The organism is Sphingopyxis sp. NFH-91, assembly GCF_021401285.1.
GTDB classification, from domain to species: Bacteria; Pseudomonadota; Alphaproteobacteria; order Sphingomonadales; family Sphingomonadaceae; genus Sphingopyxis; species Sphingopyxis terrae_A.
This window is the reverse complement of the sequence record NZ_JACBGA010000001.1, coordinates 507,704-531,496: the sequence shown is the minus strand read 5'-3', so window position 1 is coordinate 531,496 and position 23,793 is coordinate 507,704. Positions and strand designations below refer to the sequence as shown.

Below are 23,793 nucleotides of genomic sequence, written 5' to 3'. Positions count from 1 at the left end.
TTGTCGACTTTCTGGTCGCCTTCTTGTCGCCGGTCTCGGGGTACCGGACGTTCAGCGCCGCTGCCTAATCGAGCGCCGCCTCGGCGTCCAGCGCGGCCAGCGCCGCCGCGTCCCCCGGCGGGACAGCGAGGATGCGCCGCGCGAGCGCCGGCGAATGGCCGGCGCGCGCGAAGGCGGCCATCTGGCGCTCGCGCTGCGCGGGATCGTCGAGCGGCTGGCGCGCGAACGGACCGAAGCGGCGGCGACGCGCAAATCCGAGGGCTGAAGCCATCGCCGCGCCCTCGGCGGCGTCGATCGCCTCGCCCGCATCCGCTTCGTCGATGCCGTCGACGAAAAGCTGCGCGCGCACGCGCCGCGCGCCCAGCCCGCGCCGCGTCATCGCGGCGCCGCGCATCGCGGCGTATTGCCGGTCATCAAGGTAGCGCAGCCGCTCCATACGGTCGGCGATCGCGTCGCAAGCGGCACGCGGATCGGCCGCATCGGTCCATTCGGCCTCGCGCTGCTTGCGCCCCAGATAGCGCAGCAATTTCGCCCGGCTGGTGGCGAATCGCGTCACATAGGCGAGCGCCAATTCGTCGAGTCGCGATGCGTCGAGCGGCTTTTTGCTTCGGTCGGACGGAGTGCGGCGGTTGGCCATATGCCATGTTTATGCCACAGTCGGGTCCGATTGAGAACGATCAGAGCCCCTATGCCCGGCGGAAAGCCCGGAAAAATGGGCGATTATGTTCAAACAGTCAGGGATCGCGCACGCTCATCATGGCACCGGAAGATGACATGCTTGTTGCCGCATCCCCCGTTTCCCGGGATTCGACACCCCTTATGACCGAAAATTCCGCTCCTGCGGTGGAGGCGCTTGTCCCCACCCCGACCGAATGCGCCCAGCCGCGCCGCTTTTCGAACTTCGCCACCGTCGGCGAAGCGCTCGACTATGCCGCCGCGGGTACGCGCGGGCTCAATTTTCACGATCCGCGCGGGCGCCTGATCCGCCCCTATCCCTATAGCGAGCTCAAGGCCGATGCGCTCGAGGCTGCCTATCGCCTCGTGGCGGCGGGGGTACAGCCCGGCGACCGCATCGCGCTGGTCGCCGAAACCGGCGCCGAATTTGCCGCGCTGTTCTTCGGCACCATCTATGCCGGCGCCTGGCCGGTGCCGCTGCCGCTGCCGACCAGCTTCGGCGGGCGCGATTCCTATGTCGGACAGCTTGTCGTCCAGCTCACGAGCTGCGACCCCAAGATGCTGTTCTTCCCGCCGGAAATCGCCGCCATGGCGACCGAAGCCGCCGAACAGCGCGGCGTCCAGCCGATGGACTGGAGCGAATTTGCGGCGCGCCCGGCCCCCGTCGCGGACCTGCCGGAACAGAAGCCCGACGAAACCTGCTATCTGCAATATAGCAGTGGCTCGACGCGCTTCCCGCACGGGGTCGCCGTCACCCATGCGGCACTGCTCAACAATCTCGCGGCGCACGCGCACGGAATGGAATTGCGGGACAGCGACCGCTGCATTTCGTGGCTGCCCTGGTATCACGACATGGGGCTCGTCGGCTGCTTCCTGTCGCCGGTCGCGAACCAGGTCTCGGTCGACTATCTGAAGACCGAGGATTTCGCCCGCCGTCCGCTCGCCTGGCTCGATCTCATCAGCCGGAACAGCGGCACGACGCTCAGCTATTCGCCGACCTTCGGCTACGACATCTGCGCGCGCCGTATTTCCAGTCAGACGCATGTCGCCGACCGCTTCGACCTGTCGCGTTGGCGCGTCGCCGGCAACGGCGCCGACATGATCCGCCCCGACGTGATGCAAAGCTTCGTCGACGCCTTCGCCGACGCGGGTTTCAAGGCGAGCGCTTTTCTGCCGAGCTACGGCCTCGCCGAAGCGACGCTGGCGGTCAGCATCATGCCGCCGGGCGAGGGGATCGTCGTCGAACTGGTCGAGGAAACCGAATTGTCGGGGGCCAGCGGCGACGCCGGACGTCCCACCCGCTACCGCGCGATCGTCAATTGCGGCCGCGCGGTGCGCGACATGACGATCGAGGTTCGCGACGAGGACGGCAATATCCTTCCCGACCAGACCGTCGGCAAGGTGTGGTGCACCGGCCCGTCGCTGATGACCGGCTATTATCGCGATCCCGAATCGACCGCCGCCTGCATGAAGGACGGCTGGCTCGATACCGGCGATATGGGTTATCTGTCAGATGGTTACATCTATATCGTCGGCCGCGCCAAGGACATGATCATCATCAACGGCAAGAATCACTGGCCGCAGGATATCGAATGGGCGGTCGAACAATTGCCGGGCTTCAAGTCGGGCGACATCGCCGCCTTCGCGATCACCACGCCGGGCGGTGAAGAGACGCCGGCGGTGCTCGTCCAATGCCGCACCAGCGACGAAAAGGAACGCGCGGCGCTGCACGAAACGATCCGCGACCGGGTCCGCGCGATCACCGGCATGAACTGCCTCGTCGAGCTGATCCCGCCGCGCACGCTGCCGCGAACCAGCTCGGGCAAGCTCAGCCGCTCGAAGGCGCGCGCGCAATATCTGGCGGGCGAGATCCAGCCCTTCCGGATCGCCGCCTGAGCCGAACGGTGCGCAGCGCCAATTCTGTTCCGCTTCGGTACAGAAAATGCGACGAAGCGAAGCGCGCGGTTACTTTCGGGTAACCCGCTTTCGCTATGCAAGCGGCGTGAAAAGCCTGTTTAGCGACCAGATTTCGGACGATGATCTTCCGCTGCGCACCCTGTTGGGCCTGACCCGGCAGGACGAAGCGGTCGGCGACCTGCGCCAGCTCCAGATCGCGCCGCTGCGCGGCCGGGGCGCACTGCGCCTCCTTCTCAACGGGGGTATGGCGCTGGTCGCGGGGTTCACCATGATGATGGAAACGGCGTGGCCGGTCGTCGTCGGGTGGCTCCTCGTCACGCTCGCCTTTTCGATATGGTCGTTCCGCACCTTCGACAGGTTGCCGCTCGACGATCCCAAATTCGCGACCGCGGCAGAGTTTCGCCTTTGTCATCGCCATGCGCTGTATTCGGCGCTGCTCTGGGGCGGCGCCTTCTGGTTGCAGGGTCTGACGCCCACGCTCGACCACGTCCTTTCGCTGTGGACGATCGCGCTGCTGCTGATGCTCGCGCTGACGATGGTCGCGCACAGCATGCCGCTGACCTGCATTCTCTATATCGCGCCCGTCACGCTTTCGGCCTCGCTCGCGACCGCGGCGGCAGGCGCGCCGCAGCTGACCGGCGTGACGATGGTTGCGGGGCTGCTCCTCGCCACCTTCTGCCTTCGCTTTGCGCAGACGCACATCCGTATCCGCCGGGCCGAAACGGTGCTGCACGAAAAGTCCGAGACGGTCAGCCTGCTGCTGCGCGAGTTCGAGGACACCTCGGCCGACTGGCTGTGGCAGACCGACAATTCGCGCCGGCTGGTCCATGTATCGCCGCGCCTTGCCTATGCGCTCGGCGGCAGCGCCGAGGCACTCGAAGGCATTCCGCTGCTTCGGGCGCTGTCGGGCGACGCATGGGAAAGCGCGACCTTTCCCAAGGCGCTGCACGACATGGCCGAACGGATGAAGCGACGCGAAAGCTTTTCAAACCTGATCGTCCCCGTGACGATCGCCGGCAAGCGCCGCTGGTGGGAATTGTCGGCATCGCCGCGCCTCGACGAGAGCGGCAAGTTCCTCGGCTTCCGCGGCGTCGGATCAGACGTCACCGAACAACATGCCACCGCCGAACAGATTGCCAAGATGGCGCGCTTCGACAATCTGACAGGCCTGCCCAACCGGCTGAGCCTGCACGAAGACCTGGCGCGCGCACTGACCCACGCGCTCGAGGCGAAATCACGCTGTGCAATGATGATGATCGACCTCGATCGCTTCAAGGCGGTGAACGATACGCTCGGCCATCCGGTCGGCGACAAATTGCTCGCGCAGGTCGCCGCGCGGCTCAAGAGCATGATGGAACAGGGCATGACCTGCGGCCGCCTGGGCGGCGACGAATTCGCGGTCGTGCTTCACAATATCGTCTCGTCCAAGGAGATCGAGGATCTGGCGCGGCGGATCATCGCGACGATCAGCCGGCCCTATGTGGTCGACAATCACCAGCTCTTCGTCGGCGCCAGCGTCGGCTATGCGATCGGGCCGCAGGACGGCAATACGGTCGAAACGCTGACCCGCAACGCCGACCTTGCACTCTACAAGTCGAAGGACAAGGGCGGCAATGTCGTCGCCGCCTATGTCGCCTCGCTTCACGCCCAGGCCGAGGAACGGCGCGTGATGGAGCAGGAATTGCGCGGCGCGCTCGATCGCAAGGAGTTCGAACTCTACTACCAGCCCGTCGTCACCGCCGAGGACGGCACGCTCAACGGCTTTGAGGCCCTGATCCGCTGGACCAACCAGAAACTCGGCAGCGTATCGCCCGGCCGCTTCATTCCGCTGGCCGAGGACAGCCGCCTGATCGGCCCGATCGGCGAATGGGTGCTGCGCACCGCCTGCGCCGAAGCGATGCGCTGGCCGTCGAATCTGAAGATCGCGATCAACGTGTCGGCCGAACAGCTCACCGATCCCAATTTCGCCTCGGTTGTCGTCTCCGCGCTCGCGCAGAGCGGCCTGCCTCCACAGCGGCTCGAGATCGAAGTGACCGAAAGCGTCTTTTTGCGCGACGGCGGCGGCGCAGCGCAGCTGCTCGACCAACTCATCGGCCTCGGCGTCCGGCTGTCGCTCGACGATTTCGGCACCGGCTATTCATCGCTCGGCTATCTGCGCAAGACGCAATTCTCGACCATCAAGGTCGACCGCAGCTTCGTCGTCGGCGCCGCAAAGGGCAGCATCGAATCGATCGCGATCATCCGCGCCGTCGTCGCGCTCGCCGACAGCCTCGGCATGTCTACGACCGCAGAAGGCGCCGAAACCGAAGTCGAGGTCGACACGCTACGCACGCTCGGGTGCAGCAATATCCAAGGCTATTATTATGGCCGTCCGATGCCGGCAACTGACGTGCTGACGCTGTTCCGGCCGCCCGAATCGATCGCGACCGCGGCGGCCTGACCGCCCTCGGTTCACCGCTTCCGCATCGGTCCGCCGCGGCGCCGAAACGCCCGTTCGGCGACGAAGCGAAGAGCCTGAGCGACGAATTGCACGGCTTAACAAAAGGTTCCCCCACCCACCGCACCAACGGCGCAACTCACCGCTAGACGGGTGGTGGTTGCGAAAGCCTGTGGCAGAGACGCTGCAACGCTTGAAGACAAGCCAATGGGGGGTCGCCTGTCATGCTTCATCGCCGCTTTCTGGGTGCATTTGCGCTGTGTGCTTCGCTGCTCGTCAGCCTTCCTGCCGCCGCGCAGAGCTATCTCCAGTGCGTCCCCTTCGCCCGTTCGGAATCGGGTGTCGAAATCCGCGGCAATGCCAAGACCTGGTGGTCGCAGGCGGCCGGTGAATATAAGCGTGGCCACGAACCCCGGAAGGGTGCCGTCATGGCATTCGCCGCGACCCGCGGCATGCCGCTGGGCCATGTCGCCGTCGTGAAAAAGGTCATCAGCGACCGCGAAATCCTGATCGACCATGCCAATTGGTCGCCGATCAACGGCCGCCGCGGCCAGATCGAGCGCAACGTCCGCGTCGTCGACGTCAGCGACGCTGGCGACTGGAGCGCGGTGCGCGTCTGGTATGCGCCGATCGGCGATCTCGGCCTGCGCGCCAACCCGGTGCAGGGCTTCATCTATCCCGACAGCGACAGCGCGCCCGACAGCTCGACCTTCGACGCACCGGTGTGGGCGAGCAACAATTGGAAGCCGGGCAACGGCCTCGACGTCGTCGCCGCTTCGCTGCGCTGAGTTGAACTGAGCAAAGTCTAACCGCTAATCGTCATTGCAAGCGCAGCGAAGCAATCTCCAGATCGACAGCCGGAGATTGCTTCGCTGCGCTTGCAATGGCGAAAGGCCGTTCAGTCGTCCGACGCGTCGTCGCTCTCGGCCCCGGCATCTTCGAACCAGGCTTCGACCGGGCCCGACAGCTTGATCGTCATCGGCTGGCCGAAACGATCCTTCGACTTGCCCGCCGCGACGCGGATCCAGCCTTCCGAGATCGAATATTCCTCGACGTCGGTACGTTCCTGGCCCTTGAACCGGATGCCGATGCCGCGTTGCAGCACCTCCATGTCGAAATGGGGCGAGCGGGGGTTGGTCGACAGGCGGTCGGGGGGCGTATCGGTCATCTGAAATCTCCGTTTTCTGGCCGCTGCCGCTAGGCGAGCCAGCCTCGCAAATCAAGCGCCGCGGCGCCCTGCCATGCCGCCGCGCCTTGCGTGCCATAGCGGAACAGAAGCGCTACCCCGCGCCGCGCGCGCAACGTCCCGTCGCGAAATAGAGGGTTAATGCCCGATATTTCCGGAACCGGCCGAATGGCGCGCATTTGCGTGGCCCAAGCGGCAACAGGCGCGCCGAAATCCGAATTAACCATAGGAAAAGACGAAACTTTTTTCGGGGAGGCGGCGTCTTCCGGACAGGGACCAGATCCACGCGTGAAGGAGAACGTCCATGGTTTCGACGCGTCTTGATCGTCGCATTTCCTTGCTCATCGCCCTGCCCGTCTGTCTGGCGCTCGGCGCCTGCGAATCGTCGGGAAGCTACCGCGTCGGCGCGGTCGGCCCGGCCGGACCGACCGGCGCTGCCGGCCCGCAAGGCCCCGAAGGGCCCGCCGGACCGCAAGGCCCCGCTGGCCCCGCCGGCCCCGCGGGCGGCGCGCTCGGCCTTGGGGATGCGGGCGCGCTGGCTGTCGGCGGTCTGGTCGGGCCGGGCGGTATCGCGGGCACCGGCCTGCTTGCCAACACCGGCGACCCTGCGAACGTCAATCCGGTGATCGGCGGCGTGCTCGTCAAATCGGGCGGCCTCGTCAATGTCGTCGCCGACAAGACGTTGCTCCTCGCCAATGCGGTCGACAGCAAATTGCCCGGCGGCACCAACCTCGTCGGCACGGTCGTCGGCGTGGTCAAGAGCACCGGCGTCGCGCTCGTCCAGACGGGCAACGGCCAGCAATATCTGCTCGACGGCCTTGCCGCCGCGCCCGGCGAACTTGTCACCGCGACGATCGGCAAAGCCACCGCGATCGGGTCGCCCGACGCCTCGCCGCTGATCGGGGCGAGCATCCTGTCGCCCGGCCAGACCAACGGATCGCTGCTGACCGTCGGGGTCGGGTCGAACGGCAACCTCGTGACGCTGCAACCCGGCGGCAGCGGCAATCTGCTCGGAGGTCTTGGCGGCGCGGTGCCGGGGACCGGCACACCGGGCAGCGGGGCGGGCAATCTGGTCGGCACGCTGACCGGCACGGTCGGCACCACCGTCGGCGGCGTAGTCGGTCAGGCAGGCGGTCAGGCCGGGGGTTCAGGCACCGAAAAAGGCGGTCTGGTCTCGGGCGTCACCCAGGGTGTCGGCGGCCTCCTCGGCGGGTTGAAGCCGCCGCGCGGGGATTGATCGCGATCATGCGCAGCCCGAACCGGTGCGGCGCCGCGGCGTTGGCAGCAGCGATGCTCCTGCCCGCCGCGGCGTCCGCCGCCCAATCGTCGACCACCCCGCTCGAACCGGGGCGCCCGCCGCTGTCCCCGACCAGCGACCGGCCTTTCCCGCTTCCCGATCCCCAGATCGCAGCGCCGTCGCCGGCACGCACGGCGCCGCAGGGGCGCCCCGACATCGCGATCCGCAAAGTCCGCTTCATCGGGGCAGGCGTTCCCGCCAATGTCGCCAAGGCAGCCGAGCGCTATATCGGCCGCCCCGCCTCGACCGAAAATCTGAAGCGCCTCGCCGCCGCGATGACGCGCGCCTACAACCGGTCGAGCGTCGCGCTGTTCACGCTCGTCATCCCCGAACAGGATTTTGCGGACGGCGTCGTCACCGTCGCCTCGGCCGAGGGGCATATAAGCCGCGTGACGATCAGCGGCGATGCGAAGGGCGGCCCCGCCCCGCTAATCGCGCGCATGGCCGCACCGCTGCCGGGGCAAGCCCCATTGCCGCGCGCCCGGTTCGAACGCGCGCTCGGCACTATCGCCGACATTCCGGGCACCAAGGTCACCCCGACGCTGGCGCTCGGCGACAGCCCCGGCGCGGTGGCGCTCGATCTGGCGGTCGACGCCAGCCGCCCGACGCTCGGCGTCGGCTTCACGACGCGGTCGAGCCCCTATGTCCGCGACGGCATCGTCGAGGCGACCGCGCGCGGCTACAGCCTCCTGCGCAGCGGCGACGAGAGCCAGCTCGGCGGCGCGGCGGCGGTCGATTTCAAATCGCTGCTCTATATCACCGCGCGCCATTCGACGCCGCTGGGCGCCGCGGGCACGCGCGCCGAGCTGTCGGTCGCGGCGCTGCGCACCCGGCCGCGTGCGCTCGCCATCGACGGCAAGGCGTGGAGCGGCGGGCTGGCGGTCACCCACCCGCTGATCCGCAGCACGCGGCGCACGCTCACCCTGTCGGGGCGGCTCGACTATCTCGATTCGCGCAACGCCCTGTTCGGCACCACTCTCGCGGCGGAGAAAAGCTGGACCGCGAGCGGCGCGCTGGCCTTTCGCCTGACCGAGGACCGCAGCGTCGTCGGCGCCCGCCTCGGCGTCTCGCGCGGCCTCGACATTGCGGGCGCGCACGTCGATCCGGCGGTGGGGGAAGCGGGGTTCCTCCATGCCGACGCAGCGGTCGAGGCGAATCAGGCGATCGGCAAGCGCGTCGTGCTGCGCGCGGCCGCCACCGGACGCTGGACGCGCGACCGCCTGCCGGCGGCACAGCGCTTCAGCGTCGGCGGCGCCAGCTTCGGGCGCGCCTTCGACGACGGGCTGGTTAGCGGCGACCGCGGCTATGCAGGCTTCGGAGAATTGGCGCTGCGCCCGCTGGCGAAGGGCGCGCTGGCGAAGAGCGAGGTCTATGCCTTCGCCGACTATGCCGATGTGACGCTGCTCGCGCGCCCCACGACATCGCACAGCCGGTTCGATCTGGGAAGCTGGGGCGGCGGGGTGCGCCTGTCCTACCGCGACAATGCGACGATCGGGGTCGAGTTCGCCGATGCGTGGAACCAGCCCACCCCCGGCTTCGATCAGGGTTGGCGCGTCGCGCTCGCCTGGAAAGTGTCGATCCGCCCCTGACCGGCGCTCTCAGGCCGTGCGGCGCCCACGCTCGCGGGGTGGCGGCGCCTCGGCCTTGAACAGCGTTTCGGCCACCGGGTAAAGCTCGCTTTCCTCGCGCGCGATCCGGTCGCCCAGCGCGGTGAGGATCGCGCGCGTTTCGCCGCAGAAGCCCGGCCAGTCGGCCTCGACGCGCAATTGGGTCCAATAGCTGTCATAGGCCTCGAACGCCTCGGCGATATGGCCCATCTCGTCGACGAAGCGCGCGGCAAGTTCGGCAAGCACCGGCTCGCTCTTCGCCTGCAACCGCGGATATAGCGCCCAATCCTCGCACTTCAGATGGCGCACCAGCGTGTCGCGAAACATGCCGCGCACCGCGGCCAGCTCGGTCGGCCGCGGCGGGCGCCGCGCTGCAACAAATTCGATCATGAAACCCGACAGGGTGACGAGCGCCGCATGTTCGGCGCGCAATCGGCGCATTTCCTGCGTCAAAGGCATGAACCACCCTCCAGTCGAGCGGTCCCTCGCTTGTCTAAATAGCGCCGCATGCTGAAAAGAGCGTTAAGCACGCGCCGCCATGCGCCCACCGGGTCCGCCGCCGCGAGCGGCGCCGTCGGCGTCGGCGTCGGCACCGACTGGACTTGCCCACAGCGACCGCCCATGCTGGCGCGAAACGGGATGGAGATCGGGTGATGACGGATCTGGTATTGCGCGCCGACGAAGGCGGGATCGCGACGCTGACGCTCAATCGAGCCGACAAGCGCAATGCGCTGAACCTCGCGCTATGGGCTGAACTCGACGCGCATATTTCGAACCTCGCGGCCGCGGGCGATGCGATCGGAGCGGTCATTTTGCGCGCGAACGGGCCGGTTTTCTGCGCCGGCAACGACCTCAAGGAACGCGGGGTCGAAGCGCCGCGGCTGCATTATCAGGCGTCGATCGTCACCCGCCTCGCCGAGCTGCCGCAACCGGTGATCGTCGCGGTGCAGGGCGGCTGCTTTACCGGCGGGCTCGAACTGGCGCTGGCCGGCGACATCATCATCGCGGCGGAAAGCGCGCATTTCGCCGATACGCACGGCAAGTTCGGGCTGGTCCCCATCTGGGGGATGAGCCAGCGCCTGCCGCGCCGCGTGGGCGAATGGAAGGCGCGGGAGATGAGCTTCACCGGGCTGCCGGTCGACGGGCACGAGGCGGCCCGCATCGGCCTCGCCAATCATTGCGTCGCCGACGAGCGGCTCGACCTTGTCGCCCGCACCCTCGCCGAAGCCATCGCCGCCCAGTCGCGCCACAGCGTCCTCGCCTACAAGCGGCTGTACCGCGAACAAGCCGACCTTCCCCCTCGCCGCCGGCCTCGCGCACGAAGTGTTCAACAGCGCCGGCGTTGCGCCGGACGTCGCCGAAAGGGTGGCGCGGCAGTTCTGACGGTCGCGGGGTGGCAGTTTGGGGTGGGAGCGGACGTTAGTTTATGAGATACAGCACGATTGAAACGGGTACGCTAATCAGGACCGAAATGCTTAAAATTGCGACGATCCAAGCTGCCGCGCGGCCATGGCGGTCGTCCACATGCTCAATGGCCGTTTGCGCAAGATCTACGATCAAGATTTCCATATCGACATTACCGGGGCCAAACATGTCTGCAATCGGTCGTCAGGCGCCGCTCCGAAGCCAAGGCGTCGTTGCAGTAATCTCCGCCAGCGCGGCGCCTTCTGTGCCGAACATACCGGATTGATATCCGGACGACCAGTAGGTCCCGGCGATCTGATCGAACGCTTCAAAAACCTCTTCATACTCGAAAAAGCCATCCGTCCGCTTGTAGACGCGCACCTTCCTCTCGCCGTTCGGACTGATCATTTCGTGAATTAGGTCGATGCGGCCCCTCTTCGCATTGGGGTGTAAGTTCCGCAATCGGTCGCTTCCGGTCGTGCTTTCCATTTCGGCGACGAACGGCTGAAATGGGGTGGATGCTGTTGAAAAAGTCCGAAGGGGGTTTTGACGGGCAACATCGGAATCGGCCTAGTGCATTGTGAGCATCAATCATTCGCGAGCCCGAGCAGCCGTGAATCATTCTTGCTGAGAATCGATGTGCGCGTCGCCGCGGCCGACTTTTTCAACAGAATCGGGTGGTGGGTTCAAGGGGTCGTCGCAACACTTCATTCTTTGAGGAGAAGGAGTGTTGGGATGAAGCAGCGTCAGCGGATTTATTACTCGGCGGCACAGCGATCCGAGATTTGGGACTGGTGGCAGCGCGGGGAGTCGATGAGTTCGATCGGGCGGCGGTTTGATCGGCAGTCGTCGTCGATTTTCTCGGTGCTGTCGCCGTCGGGCGGCATTCGTCCGTCGGAGCGCAAGCGGTCGGAGCGATCGCTCAGCCTGAGCGAGCGCGAGGAGATATCAAGAGGCCTTGTCGCCGGCCGCTCGCTCCGAACGATCGCAGCCGAGCTTGGTCGGGCGCCTTCGACGATCAGTCGGGAGGTCGGGCGGGGTGGCGGTCGCGATCGGTATCGCGGGACCGTTTCGGATCAGGCGGCGTGGGACCGCGCGCTGCGGCCCAAGCGGTGCAAGCTGGCTTGCTATCCCGCCTTGCGCCGAACAGTATCGCGCAAGCTGCGCCGCAGTTGGTCACCCGAGCAGATCGCTGGCTGGCTAAAGCGCGGCTTTCCCGACGGAGAGCAGCACCGCGTGTCACACGAGACGATCTACAAAAGCCTGTTCATCCAGGCGCGCGACGTCCTGAAGAAGCAGTTGCTCGAGCATCTGCGGGCGAAGCGCACGATCCGCCGCTCGCGACACGCCAGCTTGAAGCGCGACGGGCTTGGCCAAATCAAGGATGCGATATCGATCAGCGAGCGCCCCGCTTCGGTCGAGGACCGCGCCGTGCCCGGACATTGGGAGGGCGATCTCATCTCGGGCGCGCGAAACAGCCATATCGTGACGCTGGTCGAACGCCAGTCGCGCTATGTGATCCTGGCCAAGGTGGCGAACAAGGATGCCGCCAGCGTCGTCACGGCCCTGATCAAACAGGCGCGCAAACTGCCTCGCGAGCTCTATCAGTCGCTGACCTGGGACCGCGGCAAGGAGCTTGCCGATCACCGCGGCGCTTCACCTTGGCTACCGAGGTCGAAGTCTATTTTTGCGATCCCCAAAGCCCGTGGCAGCGCGGCACCAACGAAAACACCAATCGCCTGCTGCGCCAGTACCTGCCCAAGGGAACCGATCTCTCCTTGCACAGCCAGGCCAAACTCAGCGCCATCGCTCGCCAGCTCAACGAGCGACCAAGAAAAACCTTGATGTACCAGACACCAGCTGAAATGTTCGCCGAGCGTGTTGCGGCGACCCGTTGAACCCACCGTGGAAAGCTGACATTGATATATCATACGTTTTAGGCAGCACCCACAATGCTGTCTGGCGCAATGATTGCCTCAGCAATATCCCTAAACACCACCATCTTATATTGCTCTCGGAATCTGTAATTTAGCTTCCAGAAATCATGAATCTCTTCGCGGAAGTCGACGCCGCACTGAAAAATGAACGAGCTGAGCGGCCCCATTCCAAAAACATCGTCGACCGGGTCTACCCGCTCATCGCGTGAGATGTTTTTGAGGGCCTCCCATGCCATAGAGGGTTGCGCGAATATCAGTCCATCGAGCAAATCTGTATACTCAACCTCAATGGGCTCTCCTTGAGCGACCGTGAGGTTTGCAAGTCTCTCGGCTATCCACGCTTCCGCGATTGCCTCGGTATCTGGACATTCTGTCATCCGCATAGCGTAGCGGAAGCTGCAATGTCCGCAATCGGTCGATGCTGTTGAAAAAGTCCGAAAGGGGTTTTGGCGGGCAATATTGGAATCAAGTTATTTACCTATGCGCATCGATCGTTCGCGCAGCCGGGACTTCATGAATCATTATTACTAAAATTCGACGGGCGCCGTGCGGCGGCCGACTTTTCAACAGTATCGGTCGTTTCCAGACATCCCCGCCCCCGAAAATTGACAACCGCTCTGCTGCCCGACAAAGCGCCGGCATGACCCTTGCCATACGCTCCGCCACCCGCGCCGACCTGCCGTTGATCGCCGACTTGATTCGCGCGCTCGCCGACTATGAAAAGCTAGCCCACGAAGTCCGCTTCGACGACGCCACACTCGGTGCCAAGCTGTTCGGCGAACGCCCTTATGCCGAAGTAGTGATCGGCGAGGTCGATGGCGTGGCGCAAGGTTTCGCGCTCTTCTTCCACAATTTTTCGACCTTCGAGGGCAAGCCGGGCATCTATCTCGAAGATTTGTTCGTCCGTCCCGAAGCGCGCGGCGCCGGACTCGGCAAGGCGCTGCTCGCGCATCTGGCGCAGCTTTGCGTGGAGCGCGACTGCGCGCGTCTCGAATGGTCGGTGCTCGATTGGAACGCCCCCGCCATCGGCTTCTACCATAGCCTCGGCGCGCGGATGATGGACGAATGGACGGTGATGCGCGTCGATGGCGACGCGCTTCCCGCCCTCGCCCGCGCTGCGCCGTCAGCTGCCTGACGCACCGGGGCGGCGGCGCCGCTCCATCGGCCAGCTCGGCATGTGCGCGTCGGACAGGCGCTTCGCCTCGCCCGGCGCAATCCCCAATTCGGTCAGCGCGCGCTCCAGCGCCGCCGCAGCCGGAACCGCGATATCGGGCTGCACCCCTGCGCCTTCCCAATCCTTGCCCGTCGCCGGATCATAGGTCCGCCCGACCGGGATGAAGGCGGTAAAACCACCGCCCAGTTCTTCGCCGCGCCCGAAATGATTGGCGCCGCCGGTCGGCGCGCCGATCAGCACCCCGCGCCCGCTCGCCTTCATCGCCAGCGCGAAATGTTCGGCCGCCGACGCGCTCGCGCCAGACGTCAGCACATAGACTTTCGCCTGCGTCAGCCGCGGGTCGCCGTTCGGCATCGCCCAATGTTCGCGCGTCACCATGGCCGGGTCGCCTACGACCGGCCGCATCGAGGAAATGCCGTCAATCGGCGAGCCGCCTTCGGCGTCGACCGATGCGCGCGTTGCCATCGCGACGAGCCGCGTCGGCTTGGCGAACAGCCAGGGAAAGATGACGTCCATCTGCTCGATCCCGCCGCCATTGTGCGACCTTATGTCGAAGATGATCGCCTTGGCGTCGGCGTGATCGGCCATGAACTGCGCCGCCGCCTGCGTGACCGCCGCGTCGTCCGGAAAGACGTTGAAGCGGATGAAGGCGATGCCCGGCGCGATCCAGCCGGGCTGTTCGATCGCGGGCTTTTGCGGGCGCGGCGCGGCGGGCGTTCCGGGCGCCGCATCCGCGCCCTCGGGCGGCTTCACGCGCAGATGCCCGTCGGGCGACACGCCCTGCACCGCCGCGCCCAGCGCCTCGGCGAGCGCCGCGCCGGTCAGGGGGGCATAGCGCCCCGCCGCAATCCCGGCGCGCAGGGCAGCGGCGTAACGCTTGCCGATATCGGGATAGACATAATTGGCTTGGAGCTGCGCGGCATAATGTTCGGCGACGACGTCGGACGGCACCGCCGCACCGGCATCGGCCGCCATCGCGGCGGGTATAGGCAGCATTAGTGCCGCGGGGCTCGCCGCGAGCAACAGCAGGGACAGGGGAAAACGGCCAGGCATCATATCGGTCTCCATCGAAAGGATATTCGGCGCGACCGGTCCCCGTCCGGCGCCGCGCCGTCCGACGAAGCTGTATCATATCTGCAATACAGATCAACTACAATTGTAGTCGATGGATGATCAGGCGCGTTTGCGCCCCACCCAGATCAGCACGACGCCCAGCACCGCCAGGACTGCGCCGTTGCGCGTCCACACGATGTCGCCCAGCATGAAACTGCTCGCGGGCCAGCGCACGATGTCGAGTCCCTGCAATATCCACAGCAAGCCCATCAGCACCATCGCGACCCCGACGATCGCCGCCAATCCTCTAACGATCTGCATGTCAGCTTCCCCTTTTTCTTGCAGGGAAGCTGACACAAAGCCGCGCCGCTGTCACGCGCGGCGCTGAAGCCCGATCAGCGGCCGCAGCCAGTCGATCCGCCGTCCGCCGAGATAAAAGGCCCAGCATCCCGCGACCGTCGCCGCGACGAGGATCAGGAAGGCCGGCAACGCCGCGACCTGCCCCTGCAACAGCCACCAGCCGACGACGACGATGATCGTCTGATGGATGATGTAAAAGGGGAACACCGCCTCGGCGAGCATGGCGCGCCTTGGATGGTCGCGGTTCGCAAAGCGGTCGGCAATCCCGACCAGCGCGACGATCGTCGCCCAGCCCTGCACCAGTCGCACGACCATGAAGATCGTCACGATTCCCGCCGGGACCGGGCCTTCGTCCGGCGTGCTCCACATCGCCCAGGCGATATAGCCATAGGCGGCGACCGCGAGCAGCGCCGCCGCCGGCCAGCGGCGCGCGACGCTTTCGAAAAGCACCGGCCGCTCGCGAAGTAGCCAGCCGATAAAGAAGGGAACCAGGTAATGGAGATGGTTCGGCCCGTCGTCGACCAGCGCGTGCGTCTCGTGATAGCCAGGAAAGGCGAACAGGATGGCGAGCCATATAGCGAGCGGCGCAATCAGCAACCCCCAGCCGCCACACAACCGCGCCGCACCATCGGCGATCTTGGTCCGCGCCCGCTCGGGCACCAGCACAAGAGCCGCGACCGCGAGCAGCGTGTAAGCGAACAGATAGACGACGAACCACAGATGCTGCCACGTCGGCAGCACGATCCCGTCGAGCGTTCCGAAGAGGAAATAGTCGTGGACCCAGAAGTAGCCGAAACCATGCGCATAACCATGCTGGGTCGCCAACTCGATCCACGGCTGCACCGGAATGACGACGATGATCCCGAAGGCGAGCGGGATCAGCAGCCGTGCGCTACGCGACCGCAGGAATGCCCCCGCGCCGCCGAGCTTGGCGAACAGCGCGGCGCTGGCATAACCCGACACGAGGAAGAGCAGCGGCAATCGCCAACTGTTCGTCGCCATCATCGGGATTTGCACCCAGTCCATCGGATGCGGCGTTTTGACATGCCACCCCCAAGGCACGAAATACATCCCGATATGATAGAGGATGAGCAACGCGAACGCGCCGATGCGCAACCAGTCCATCCCATAATGCCGTGTCGTCACCATACCCAAATCTCCTTTGCCGGGCCCCGCCGCAGCCGCTAATCGGGATGGCGGCAGCCGGGCGACGGCGGCGGGACGAATTGCGGAGCCGATGTGACGGAGAAGGACGGGCGAGGGACGAGCGGCGGCGCGACCGGGACGAGCGGTTTCGGCCCGCGCGCACTGACCTTGCTCGCCTTCGGGGCGCTGCTTGCCTACGGACTCATCCGTATCACCTCGAACGTCTATTCCTATCTTGCCGACCGCCGCGCGGCGGGCGTCGATGTGACCGCGGCGACCGCATGGACTTACGAAAGCACCAGTCTGCTCGCCTGGGCGTTGATGATGATCGTCTGCTGGTTCAGCGTCCGCACCGTCCGCCCACCGCGCTTCGGCTGGCGCACGGCGGTCGCGATCCATGCCGCGCTCGCCTTTCCTGTGTCGCTCGCGCATATCGCGCTGATGGTCGGCTTTCGCATGCTCGCGTGGCGGCTATCGGGTGGCACCTATCATTTCGAATCGCCCGACGGGACGCCGGTCTTCTATGAATTGCGCAAGGATCTGGCGACTTATGCCGAGCTGATCCTGCTCATGTTCCTGATGCAGTGGCTGATCGACCGTTACGCAATGCCGCCGGTCGCAATCGTCGCGCCGACGACGCTCGCGGTCGGCGACGGATCGGTAACGCACCACTTGCCGGTCGCCGAGATCGAGCATGTCACCGCAGCGGGCAATTATGTCGAGATCGCATGGCGTGGCCAGCGCCTGCTCCACCGCGCGACATTGAGCGCGATCGAAGCCGAACTGGCCCACGCGGGTTTCGTCCGCATCCACCGCGGACGCATCGTCCGCAAACAGGCGGTCCGGCGCGTCGTCACACATAAGAGCGGCGATTTCGAGGTCGAGATGGAAAGCGGCGAGATGCTCCGCGGCAGCCGGCGGTTTCGGGAGAAGCTGGAGGGCTGAAACGCCTTAATCGAGCACCCGCCACGCCAGCTCGGCGAACTCGCAAAGCAGCGGCCGCGTATCCCTGGGATCGATGATGTCCTCGACCCCGAATTTCTCAGCGGTGCGGAACGGCGAGCGGACGCGGTTGAGCCGTTCGCGGATCGCTTCCAGATGCGCCGCTGGATCCTCCGCCGCCTCGAGCTCGCTCTTGTACGCGACCTCGACCCCGCCCTCGATCGGCAGGCTGCCCCAGTCGCCCGAGGGCCACGCAAAGCGGTACTGGAAGCGCTCGGCGTTCGACATCGCGCTGCCCGCGATGCCATAGGCCCGCCGCACCACAACCGACGCCAGCGGCACGCTCGCGCGGTAGATTGCGTTCATCGCCTGCACGCCATAGCGGATCGTCCCCGTCCGCTCGGCCTCGCCGCCGATCATGAAGCCCGGATTGTCGACCAGATGGACGATCGGCAGCCGGAACTGGTCGGCGAGCTTCACGAAGCGCTCGGCCTTCTCGCTCGTCTTGGCGTCCCACGATCCGCCCAGATAGGTGGGATCGCTCGCCAGCACCGCGACCGGATAACCGTCCAATCGCGCAAATGCGGTGATCACCGCTCGCCCCCAACGCGCGCCCATTTCGAAGAAGCTGCCCTGGTCGAACACCGCTCCCGCGATGCGCCGCATCGAATAGACCTGCTTTGCCTCGCGCGGAACGACCGCCAGCAGCGCCTCGTCGCGTCGGACGACCGGGTCGCTGCACGGCGTCCGCGCCGCGCGCTCATGGATCGACGACGGCAGGTAGGACAGGAACCAGCGCGCCCGCGCAAAGGCCTCGGCCTCCGACGCCACCTCGTCGTCGACGACGCCGTTGCGCGTATGGACGTCGACCCCGCCCAGCTCCTCGCGGTCGAGCGTGTCGCCGATCGCTGCGGCGACCGCGGGGCCCGCCGCGAATAATTGCGACAGCCCGCGTACCATCACGCTGTAGTGGCTCGCGACGACGCGCGCCGCACCCAGTCCTGCGGTCGGCCCCAGCGCCAGCGCGACGACCGGCACGGTATCGAGATTGGCGATGATCTCGTCCCAGCCGGGTACGTGCGGGATATAGGTATAGCCCATATCCTCCAGCGTCTTCACCGACCCGCCGCCGCCGGTGCCGTCGATCATGCGGATCAGCGGCAGGCGATATTCGTGCGCCATCGCCTCGCACTGGATGAACTTGCGGTGCAGCGCCGCATCGGCCGCGCCTCCGCGTACGGTGAAATCGTCGGCACTCGCGACCACCGGCCGCCCGTCGATATTGGCCCGCCCGAAGATGAAATTGGACGCGGCGAGGTCTTCAAGGGTGCCGTCGGGGCCATAAGCCCCCCGCCCCGCGATCTTGCCGATCTCGCGAAAGCTGCCCGGATCGACGATCGCCGCGAGCCGCGCGCGCGCGTCCATCTTGCCGCGGCTGTGCTGGCGCGCGACCTTCTCTTCGCCGCCCATCTTTTCGGCCATCGCGCGCCGCGCGGAAAGCTCGTCGACTTCCTTTTTCCAGCTCATGCCGATCAGGCTAGCTTACGTTGACGGAAACGTCATTCCGATTCTTCGCGCGCGCTGCTACCGTCGCGCGATGACCCGCCGCTTCGCCCTCGCGCTTGCCGCCGCGCTCGCTCTGACATCCCCTCTTTCCGCCGCAGCGGCGCCGCGCGCGATGCCCGGTGTTGCCGAACCCTACAAGACCGACGCTTTCGATCCCGACGACGATCCGATGGCCGCCATCGACGCCGCGCTCGCTGCCGCCAGAGCAGCGGGCAAGCACGTGCTGCTCGTCATGGGGACGGGCACCTGCCACGACAGCGCGTGGCTCGCCAATCTGCTCGCGACAGATCGGTTCGCCCCGGTGCGGAGCCGCTATATCGTCGTGTTCGCCGATGTCGGGATGCCGCACGCCGGCCTGGTCCGGCATCCCGACGTTCCGGCGCGCTTCCGCTTCAAGATCAAGGGCACCCCGACCGTCGCGATCCTCGACGGCGAAGGCCGCGTGCTCAACCGCAAGGCGGCGCCCAGATGGCGCAACGCCGCGAGCCGCAGCGACGACGACATCTATAACGAACTTATGGGAGAGGAAAACTGATGGCGGATATGAACCTTGGCGGTCGCACCGCGCTCGTCACCGGGGCATCGCGGGGGATCGGACGCGGCATCGCGCTGGCGCTCGCCGAGGCGGGCGCCGACGTTGCGGTCAACTACACCCGCGACGCGGACGCCGCCGCCGAAACCGTCGCGGCGATCCAGGCGCTCGGCCGCAAGGCCAAGGCCTATCAGGCGTCGGTCACCGACGAGGCGGCGAGTGCCGCGATGGTCGCTGCGATCGAGGATGATTTCGGGCCGATGTCGATCCTCATCAACAATGCCGGCATCGCCAGCCGCGGCCGGACGGTCGCCGACACCGACGCCGCCGAGGTCGAAAAACTCCTTGCCGTCCACGCGGTCGGCGCGCACCGGCTGAGCCGCCTCGCGCTGCCGCAGCTTCGCCAGCATGCGCGCAGCGACGTGATCGTCATTTCCAGCGTCGCCACGCTCCAGCACAGCGCCAACAGCGCGCCCTACACCATGGCCAAGGTCGCGGGCGAAGCGCTCGCCCTCGCGCTTGCCAAGGAAGAACTGCGGAACGGCGTGCGCGTCAATATCGTCGCGCCGGGCCTGACGATCAGCGACATGGGCGAACGACTGGCGCAGGCGATCACGGGTAATCCGGACATTCACCATCTCGACGCCAAATTCCCCTTCGGCCGCGTGTCCGATCCCTCCGACGTCGCTGCGGCGGTGCTCTGGTTCGTCAGCGATGCCAACCCCTATTGCTCGGGTCAGAAACTCAACATCGACGGCGCGGGGCAGGCGACTTTCCGATAGGCCCTTCTCGTCATTGCGAGCGGCGGAGCCACGTGGCAATCGAGAGTAGTGCAAACCACCCTGGATTGCTTCGCTCCGCTCGCAATGACGACCTAATGCAGAGATCGACCGTATGAAATTCATCGCCGCCGCCGCGCTCGCGCTCACCCTCGCCGGCTGTACCACGGCGCAGTCGCGCGAACCGCGCGCAGCCGCCGAGAGTCCCGCCCCCGACGAACCGATGTTCACCCCCACCGAGGTCGAAAGCCGCGGTTCGGTGGAGGTCGGCGGCGTCGCCATCCCCTATCGCGCCGTCGCGGGCACGCTGATCGTCCACCCCAGGGGCTGGGACGACACCGTCGCCATCGAACGCAAGCGCAACAAGGATGCAGCCGCCGAGGTTCCGGCGTCCGAAGCCTCAATGTTCTACACCGCCTATTTCAAAGAGGGCGCGCCCGCCGAAACGCGGCCGATCACCTTTCTGTTCAACGGCGGGCCCGGATCGCCGACCTTGTGGCTCCACATGGGCGCCTATGGCCCCCAGCGCGTCGAAACCCCCGATCTTGCTCATGGCAGCGCGCCCTATCGCACCGTTCCCAACGAGCACAGCCTGCTCGACGTCTCCGACCTCGTCTTTATCGATGCCCCCGGCACCGGCTTCAGCCGCGTCGCCGGCAAGGACAAGGAAAAGGCATGGTTCGGCGTCGATCAGGATATCCACGCCTTCACGGTCTTCGTCCGCGATTTCCTGTCGAAATACGGCCGCTGGAAATCGCCCAAATATCTTTACGGCGAAAGCTATGGGACGATGCGCGCCGCCGGGATGACGCTGGCGCTGCAACGGCAGGACATCGACCTCAACGGCGTGATCCTGCTTTCGGACATTTTGAACTGGGATCTCGTTCCCGACGATCCGCAAGTCAATCCGGGGGTGGACCTTCCCTATATCGTCTCGCTGCCGACTTATGCCGCGACCGCCTGGTATCACAAGCGCGCGGGCGCGGGACGCGAGCTCGCGCCGTTTTTGAAAGAGGTCGAGGCCTTTGCGACCGGCGACTATGCGCTCGCGCTGCTCAAGGGCAATAACCTGCCCGATGCCGAACGACAGGCGATGGCGGCCAGGCTCCACGGATATACCGGCCTGCCGGTCGACTATCTGCTCAAGACCAATTTGCGCATCGAATATGGCGCGCTGCAAAAGGAGCTGCTCGCCGACAAGAGCGAAACCACCGGCACGCTCGACACCCGCTTCACCGGGGCAACGCTTGATCCCTTGAGCAAGACCGCATCCTACGATCCGCAGGGCAGCGCGATCGGCGCCGCCTACACCGCCGCGTTCAACGATTATGTCCGCGGCACCCTGGGCTATGGCGCAGGCAAGCATTATGAAGGCGGGCTCGATGTCTATGGCAGCTGGGATTACAAGCACCAGCCGCCCGGCGCCGGCCAGCCGCTGATCGCGCTCCCCAACGTCCTCCCCGACCTCGCGGTCGCGATGAAGCAGAATCCGAAGCTGAAGCTGCTGGTAACGGGCGGCTATTTCGACATTTCGACGCCCTATTTCGCCGGCCGCTACGAACTCGCGCACTTGCCCGTACCCAAGCAATTGCAGGCGAACATCGCCTATAAATATTACCCCTCGGGCCACATGGTTTACGTGAACCCCGCGCTGCTCGGCGAGATGCACGACGACGCCGCGGCCTTCATCCGCGGGACCGACGGGATCGATTAGAAAGCGCCGCTCGACTTATTCAGCTCGTCATTGCGAGGAGCCGAAGGCGACGCGGCAATCTCAAGCTATCGGCCTTGTACAAGGCCGATAGCTTGAGATTGCTTAGCGTCGCTCGCAATGACGATTCCAACCCATGTCATCCGGCTCTACAGCACCACCCATGCGCCCCGATTCGCCCTCGCCCGTCATCCCCTTCCTGATCGCCTGCGCGGGGATCGCGACCTTTTCGGCGATGGATGTGCTGATGAAGGGGCTGTCGATCGACATCGGCGCCTATAATGCCGTGCTCTGGCGGACCGGCGCCGGCACCCTGTTTAGCGGCCTTCTCTACCTCGCCTCTCGACCGGCCGCCTGGCCCGATACCGCGACGATGAAGATCCACGCGGTGCGCGCGCTGTTCGTCGCGGGGATGGCAATCACCTTCTTCTGGGCGCTCGCGCGGTTGCCGATGGCCGAAGCGATCGCCCTTGCCTTCGTGGCGCCGCTGATGACGCTCTACATGGCGGCGATCTTCTTGGGAGAGAAGATCGGCCCGCGATCGATCGCCGCTTCGTTGCTCGGGCTGGTCGGCGTCGTGGTCATCGTCGCGGGCAAGCTCGGACAGGGGCAATATGAGGCGGAGGCGTTGCTCGCGGTCGGTGCGGTGTTCCTGTCGGCGATCTTCTATGCCTACAACCTCATCCTCGCGCGGCGGCAGGCCAAGATGGCCGAACCGATGGAAATCGCCTTCTACCAGAATCTGTTCGTCACCCTGTTCCTCGGCCTCGGCGCGCCGTGGTTCGCATTGCCGCCGGGCAGCGCCCATGCGCCGCACATCGTCGGCGCCGCGATTCTCGCGACGATCTCGCTGCTGCTCCTGAGCTGGGCCTATGCCCGCGCCGAGGCGCAGATCCTTGCGACTACCGAATATACCGGCTTCCTCTGGGCGATGATGTTCGGCTGGTATTTCTACGCCGAACCGGTGACGCTGCCGACCATCGCCGGCGCGCTGCTGATCGTCGCCGCCTGCCTGATCGTCGCGCGCAAGACCCCGCAGCTCGATCCGATCGAGCCGGCGGCTGCCTAGACCGCCGCGCGCGCCAGCCGGTCGTTGATCGCCGCGCCCAGCCCTTCGGCCGGGATCGCCGCCACCGCGATGCGCGGCTTCGCGCTCGCCGCCCCCGCGTGCAGCGCATCGAACAGATGCGCCGCAGCCTCGGTCAGGTCGCCCGCCGCGCTTAGATTATAGTCGCCGGCCAGCGCGCCGAAGCCGATGCCATATTCGTCCGCCGCGAAGTCGTGTGCGCCCAGCCGCACGGGCTTGCCTGGCGCATAATGGCTGGCGAGCATCCCCGGCGCGACGATCTCCGGTCCCGCAACGCCCGTCACCGGCAGGCCGCTCGCCGCGCCCAGCATCGCGGCGGTCACCGGCCCCGGCCGCAGCATCTCGGCCGCGCCGTCTTTCACCCGCGCGATCGTCGATTCGACCCCGGCGCGCGTCGCGCCGTCGTCGATCACCAGCGCGACCCGGCCGTCGAGGCTCGCCAGCACATGCTCCGCCTTGGTCGGGCTCACGCGGCCGCTCGCATTGGCGCTCGGCGCGGCGAGCGGCGCGCCAGTCGCGGCGAGCAATGCCTGCATCGCGCGGTGTTCCGGCACACGCAGCGCGATGGTATCGAGCCCCGCCGTCGCGATACGCGCCACCGGACAATCGGCCGTGCGCGGCACCACCAGCGTCAGCGGCCCCGGCCAGAACGCCGCCGCGAGCGCCCGCTCGGTCGCGCCGAACACGCCCAGTCGCTCGGCCGCCGCCAAGTCGGGGACATGGACGATCAGCGGGTTGAAATCGGGGCGCCCCTTCGCGGCATAGATGCGCGCGACGGCTTGCGGGTTGCGCGCGTCGGCGGCAAGCCCATAGACGGTCTCGGTCGGCACCGCGACCGGCCGCCCTGCCGCGACAAGCTCCGCAGCGCGCGCAATGGCATCGGCCCCGTAGGGCGCGACCTTTGTTGCCACACTCTCGTTTTGACGCTCGGCCATGCCGCGCTATAGCGCCGGGCGCAACGGAATCACCCCCAAAAGCGGGAA

At 66.2% G+C, this 23,793-nt stretch carries 23 protein-coding genes and 1 pseudogene; 13 read left to right on the top strand and 11 right to left on the bottom strand.

Annotation, left to right across the window (positions count from 1 at the left end; translation table 11 throughout):
- Positions 1–64: 64 nt before the first annotated feature.
- Positions 65–637 (bottom strand): RecX family transcriptional regulator, encoded by a 573-nt coding sequence (locus L0963_RS02615; protein ID WP_217372664.1) that lies wholly within the window; start codon positions 635–637, stop codon positions 65–67.
- 182 nt (positions 638–819) lie between these two features.
- Between L0963_RS02615 and L0963_RS02610 the strand changes: the two genes are divergently transcribed.
- The 3 genes from L0963_RS02610 (at position 820) to L0963_RS02600 (ending at position 5,817) form a co-directional block, all read left to right on the top strand.
- A complete protein-coding gene (locus L0963_RS02610) occupies positions 820–2,571 on the top strand; it encodes a fatty acyl-AMP ligase (protein WP_062900711.1) in 1,752 nt (583 codons plus the stop codon).
- Positions 2,572–2,677: 106 nt separating this feature from the next.
- Positions 2,678–5,032, top strand: a complete 2,355-nt coding sequence (locus L0963_RS02605) for a putative bifunctional diguanylate cyclase/phosphodiesterase (protein WP_062900712.1) — start codon at positions 2,678–2,680, stop codon at positions 5,030–5,032.
- A 221-nt stretch (positions 5,033–5,253) separates the two neighbouring features.
- The gene (locus L0963_RS02600; RefSeq protein WP_003040706.1) at positions 5,254–5,817 is read left to right on the top strand and encodes a CHAP domain-containing protein; all 564 of its coding nucleotides are present in this window, start codon (positions 5,254–5,256) and stop codon (positions 5,815–5,817) included.
- Between the two features lie 110 nt (positions 5,818–5,927).
- Here the strand turns inward: L0963_RS02600 and L0963_RS02595 are convergent, their stop codons facing one another.
- Positions 5,928–6,197, bottom strand: a complete 270-nt coding sequence (locus tag L0963_RS02595) for a DUF3297 family protein (RefSeq protein ID WP_003040709.1) — start codon at positions 6,195–6,197, stop codon at positions 5,928–5,930.
- Positions 6,198–6,519: 322 nt separating this feature from the next.
- Between L0963_RS02595 and L0963_RS02590 the strand changes: the two genes are divergently transcribed.
- Both L0963_RS02590 and L0963_RS02585 read left to right on the top strand, forming a co-directional pair.
- Positions 6,520–7,452, top strand: coding sequence for a hypothetical protein (locus L0963_RS02590; protein ID WP_217372665.1), 933 nt, complete (start codon positions 6,520–6,522; stop codon positions 7,450–7,452).
- A gap of 8 nt (positions 7,453–7,460) precedes the next feature.
- The gene (locus L0963_RS02585; RefSeq protein WP_217372666.1) at positions 7,461–9,101 is read left to right on the top strand and encodes a ShlB/FhaC/HecB family hemolysin secretion/activation protein; all 1,641 of its coding nucleotides are present in this window, start codon (positions 7,461–7,463) and stop codon (positions 9,099–9,101) included.
- Positions 9,102–9,110: 9 nt separating this feature from the next.
- Here L0963_RS02585 and L0963_RS02580 read toward each other — a convergent pair whose 3' ends face one another.
- The gene (locus L0963_RS02580; protein WP_082819801.1) at positions 9,111–9,578 is read right to left on the bottom strand and encodes a hemerythrin domain-containing protein; all 468 of its coding nucleotides are present in this window, start codon (positions 9,576–9,578) and stop codon (positions 9,111–9,113) included.
- Between the two features lie 194 nt (positions 9,579–9,772).
- Between L0963_RS02580 and L0963_RS02575 the strand changes: the two genes are divergently transcribed.
- A complete protein-coding gene (locus L0963_RS02575) occupies positions 9,773–10,549 on the top strand; it encodes an enoyl-CoA hydratase/isomerase family protein (RefSeq protein WP_234178540.1) in 777 nt (258 codons plus the stop codon).
- Here L0963_RS02575 and L0963_RS02570 read toward each other — a convergent pair.
- Together L0963_RS02570 and L0963_RS02565 are read right to left on the bottom strand one after the other, a co-directional pair.
- Entirely contained in the window at positions 10,539–10,688 is a 150-nt protein-coding gene (locus L0963_RS02570) for a hypothetical protein (protein ID WP_202988366.1), read from the bottom strand. The genes L0963_RS02575 and L0963_RS02570 overlap by 11 nt on opposite strands.
- Before the next feature lie 39 nt (positions 10,689–10,727).
- A complete protein-coding gene (locus L0963_RS02565) occupies positions 10,728–10,931 on the bottom strand; it encodes a hypothetical protein (protein ID WP_202988367.1) in 204 nt (67 codons plus the stop codon).
- Between the two features lie 327 nt (positions 10,932–11,258).
- On the opposite strand from L0963_RS02565, the pseudogene L0963_RS02560 reads away from it, so the two are divergent.
- Positions 11,259–12,421: pseudogene (locus L0963_RS02560) on the top strand (IS30 family transposase).
- 38 nt (positions 12,422–12,459) lie between these two features.
- On the opposite strand, the gene L0963_RS02555 reads toward L0963_RS02560, so the two are convergent.
- The gene (locus L0963_RS02555) at positions 12,460–12,837 is read right to left on the bottom strand and encodes a hypothetical protein (RefSeq protein ID WP_062900718.1); all 378 of its coding nucleotides are present in this window, start codon (positions 12,835–12,837) and stop codon (positions 12,460–12,462) included.
- 263 nt (positions 12,838–13,100) lie between these two features.
- Here L0963_RS02555 and L0963_RS02550 point away from each other — a divergent pair, with 263 nt between their 5' ends.
- Positions 13,101–13,595: a GNAT family N-acetyltransferase gene (locus L0963_RS02550; protein WP_062900719.1), complete on the top strand. Its 495-nt coding sequence runs from the start codon at positions 13,101–13,103 to the stop codon at positions 13,593–13,595.
- On the opposite strand, the gene L0963_RS02545 is transcribed toward L0963_RS02550, so the two are convergent.
- The 3 genes from L0963_RS02545 to L0963_RS02535 all read right to left on the bottom strand — a co-directional run bounded on the left by L0963_RS02545 (position 13,584) and on the right by L0963_RS02535 (position 16,196).
- Positions 13,584–14,690 carry a S41 family peptidase gene (locus tag L0963_RS02545; RefSeq protein ID WP_217372667.1) on the bottom strand — a complete coding sequence of 369 codons (1,107 nt, stop codon included), beginning with the start codon at positions 14,688–14,690 and terminating at the stop codon, positions 13,584–13,586. The genes L0963_RS02550 and L0963_RS02545 overlap by 12 nt on opposite strands.
- Before the next feature lie 117 nt (positions 14,691–14,807).
- Positions 14,808–15,008: a hypothetical protein gene (locus tag L0963_RS02540; protein ID WP_062900721.1), complete on the bottom strand. Its 201-nt coding sequence runs from the start codon at positions 15,006–15,008 to the stop codon at positions 14,808–14,810.
- Positions 15,009–15,059: 51 nt separating this feature from the next.
- Positions 15,060–16,196, bottom strand: a complete 1,137-nt coding sequence (locus L0963_RS02535; protein WP_217372668.1) for an acyltransferase family protein — start codon at positions 16,194–16,196, stop codon at positions 15,060–15,062.
- A gap of 90 nt (positions 16,197–16,286) precedes the next feature.
- On the opposite strand from L0963_RS02535, the gene L0963_RS19785 reads away from it, so the two are divergent.
- Positions 16,287–17,138: a LytTR family DNA-binding domain-containing protein gene (locus tag L0963_RS19785; RefSeq protein ID WP_062900723.1), complete on the top strand. Its 852-nt coding sequence runs from the start codon at positions 16,287–16,289 to the stop codon at positions 17,136–17,138.
- 6 nt (positions 17,139–17,144) lie between these two features.
- Here the strand turns inward: L0963_RS19785 and L0963_RS02525 are convergent, their stop codons facing one another.
- Positions 17,145–18,662 carry an acyl-CoA carboxylase subunit beta gene (locus L0963_RS02525; protein WP_217372669.1) on the bottom strand — a complete coding sequence of 506 codons (1,518 nt, stop codon included), beginning with the start codon at positions 18,660–18,662 and terminating at the stop codon, positions 17,145–17,147.
- A gap of 70 nt (positions 18,663–18,732) precedes the next feature.
- Here L0963_RS02525 and L0963_RS02520 point away from each other — a divergent pair, with 70 nt between their 5' ends.
- From L0963_RS02520 to L0963_RS02505, 4 genes are all read left to right on the top strand, one after another.
- A complete protein-coding gene (locus L0963_RS02520; protein ID WP_217372670.1) occupies positions 18,733–19,236 on the top strand; it encodes a thioredoxin family protein in 504 nt (167 codons plus the stop codon).
- Positions 19,236–20,015, top strand: a complete 780-nt coding sequence (locus L0963_RS02515; RefSeq protein ID WP_217372671.1) for an SDR family NAD(P)-dependent oxidoreductase — start codon at positions 19,236–19,238, stop codon at positions 20,013–20,015. Before L0963_RS02520 ends, L0963_RS02515 begins: the two co-directional genes overlap by 1 nt.
- A gap of 112 nt (positions 20,016–20,127) precedes the next feature.
- Positions 20,128–21,726 carry a S10 family peptidase gene (locus L0963_RS02510; protein WP_062900727.1) on the top strand — a complete coding sequence of 533 codons (1,599 nt, stop codon included), beginning with the start codon at positions 20,128–20,130 and terminating at the stop codon, positions 21,724–21,726.
- 160 nt (positions 21,727–21,886) lie between these two features.
- Positions 21,887–22,792 carry a DMT family transporter gene (locus L0963_RS02505; protein ID WP_062900728.1) on the top strand — a complete coding sequence of 302 codons (906 nt, stop codon included), beginning with the start codon at positions 21,887–21,889 and terminating at the stop codon, positions 22,790–22,792.
- Here the strand turns inward: L0963_RS02505 and L0963_RS02500 are convergent.
- Positions 22,789–23,745 carry an L-threonylcarbamoyladenylate synthase gene (locus L0963_RS02500; protein WP_062900729.1) on the bottom strand — a complete coding sequence of 319 codons (957 nt, stop codon included), beginning with the start codon at positions 23,743–23,745 and terminating at the stop codon, positions 22,789–22,791. The two genes, L0963_RS02505 and L0963_RS02500, sit on opposite strands and share 4 nt — an antisense overlap.
- Between the last annotated feature and the right edge of the window lie 48 nt (positions 23,746–23,793).

Coding starts and splice junctions, on each gene's coding strand:
- L0963_RS02555 (WP_062900718.1), bottom strand. CDS start 12,837: ATGACAGAATGTCCAGATACCGAGGCAATCGCGGAAGCGTGGATAGCC.
- L0963_RS02510 (WP_062900727.1), top strand. CDS start 20,128: ATGAAATTCATCGCCGCCGCCGCGCTCGCGCTCACCCTCGCCGGCTGT.
- L0963_RS02520 (WP_217372670.1), top strand. CDS start 18,733: ATGACCCGCCGCTTCGCCCTCGCGCTTGCCGCCGCGCTCGCTCTGACA.
- L0963_RS02515 (WP_217372671.1), top strand. CDS start 19,236: ATGGCGGATATGAACCTTGGCGGTCGCACCGCGCTCGTCACCGGGGCA.
- L0963_RS02550 (WP_062900719.1), top strand. CDS start 13,101: ATGACCCTTGCCATACGCTCCGCCACCCGCGCCGACCTGCCGTTGATC.
- L0963_RS02610 (WP_062900711.1), top strand. CDS start 820: ATGACCGAAAATTCCGCTCCTGCGGTGGAGGCGCTTGTCCCCACCCCG.
- L0963_RS02600 (WP_003040706.1), top strand. CDS start 5,254: ATGCTTCATCGCCGCTTTCTGGGTGCATTTGCGCTGTGTGCTTCGCTG.
- L0963_RS02615 (WP_217372664.1), bottom strand. CDS start 637: ATGGCCAACCGCCGCACTCCGTCCGACCGAAGCAAAAAGCCGCTCGAC.
- L0963_RS02575 (WP_234178540.1), top strand. CDS start 9,773: ATGACGGATCTGGTATTGCGCGCCGACGAAGGCGGGATCGCGACGCTG.
- L0963_RS02590 (WP_217372665.1), top strand. CDS start 6,520: ATGGTTTCGACGCGTCTTGATCGTCGCATTTCCTTGCTCATCGCCCTG.
- L0963_RS02585 (WP_217372666.1), top strand. CDS start 7,461: ATGCGCAGCCCGAACCGGTGCGGCGCCGCGGCGTTGGCAGCAGCGATG.
- L0963_RS02570 (WP_202988366.1), bottom strand. CDS start 10,688: ATGGAAATCTTGATCGTAGATCTTGCGCAAACGGCCATTGAGCATGTG.
- L0963_RS02540 (WP_062900721.1), bottom strand. CDS start 15,008: ATGCAGATCGTTAGAGGATTGGCGGCGATCGTCGGGGTCGCGATGGTG.
- L0963_RS02525 (WP_217372669.1), bottom strand. CDS start 18,662: ATGAGCTGGAAAAAGGAAGTCGACGAGCTTTCCGCGCGGCGCGCGATG.
- L0963_RS02500 (WP_062900729.1), bottom strand. CDS start 23,745: ATGGCCGAGCGTCAAAACGAGAGTGTGGCAACAAAGGTCGCGCCCTAC.
- L0963_RS02545 (WP_217372667.1), bottom strand. CDS start 14,690: ATGATGCCTGGCCGTTTTCCCCTGTCCCTGCTGTTGCTCGCGGCGAGC.
- L0963_RS02565 (WP_202988367.1), bottom strand. CDS start 10,931: ATGATCAGTCCGAACGGCGAGAGGAAGGTGCGCGTCTACAAGCGGACG.
- L0963_RS02535 (WP_217372668.1), bottom strand. CDS start 16,196: ATGGTGACGACACGGCATTATGGGATGGACTGGTTGCGCATCGGCGCG.
- L0963_RS02580 (WP_082819801.1), bottom strand. CDS start 9,578: ATGCCTTTGACGCAGGAAATGCGCCGATTGCGCGCCGAACATGCGGCG.
- L0963_RS02505 (WP_062900728.1), top strand. CDS start 21,887: ATGCGCCCCGATTCGCCCTCGCCCGTCATCCCCTTCCTGATCGCCTGC.
- L0963_RS02595 (WP_003040709.1), bottom strand. CDS start 6,197: ATGACCGATACGCCCCCCGACCGCCTGTCGACCAACCCCCGCTCGCCC.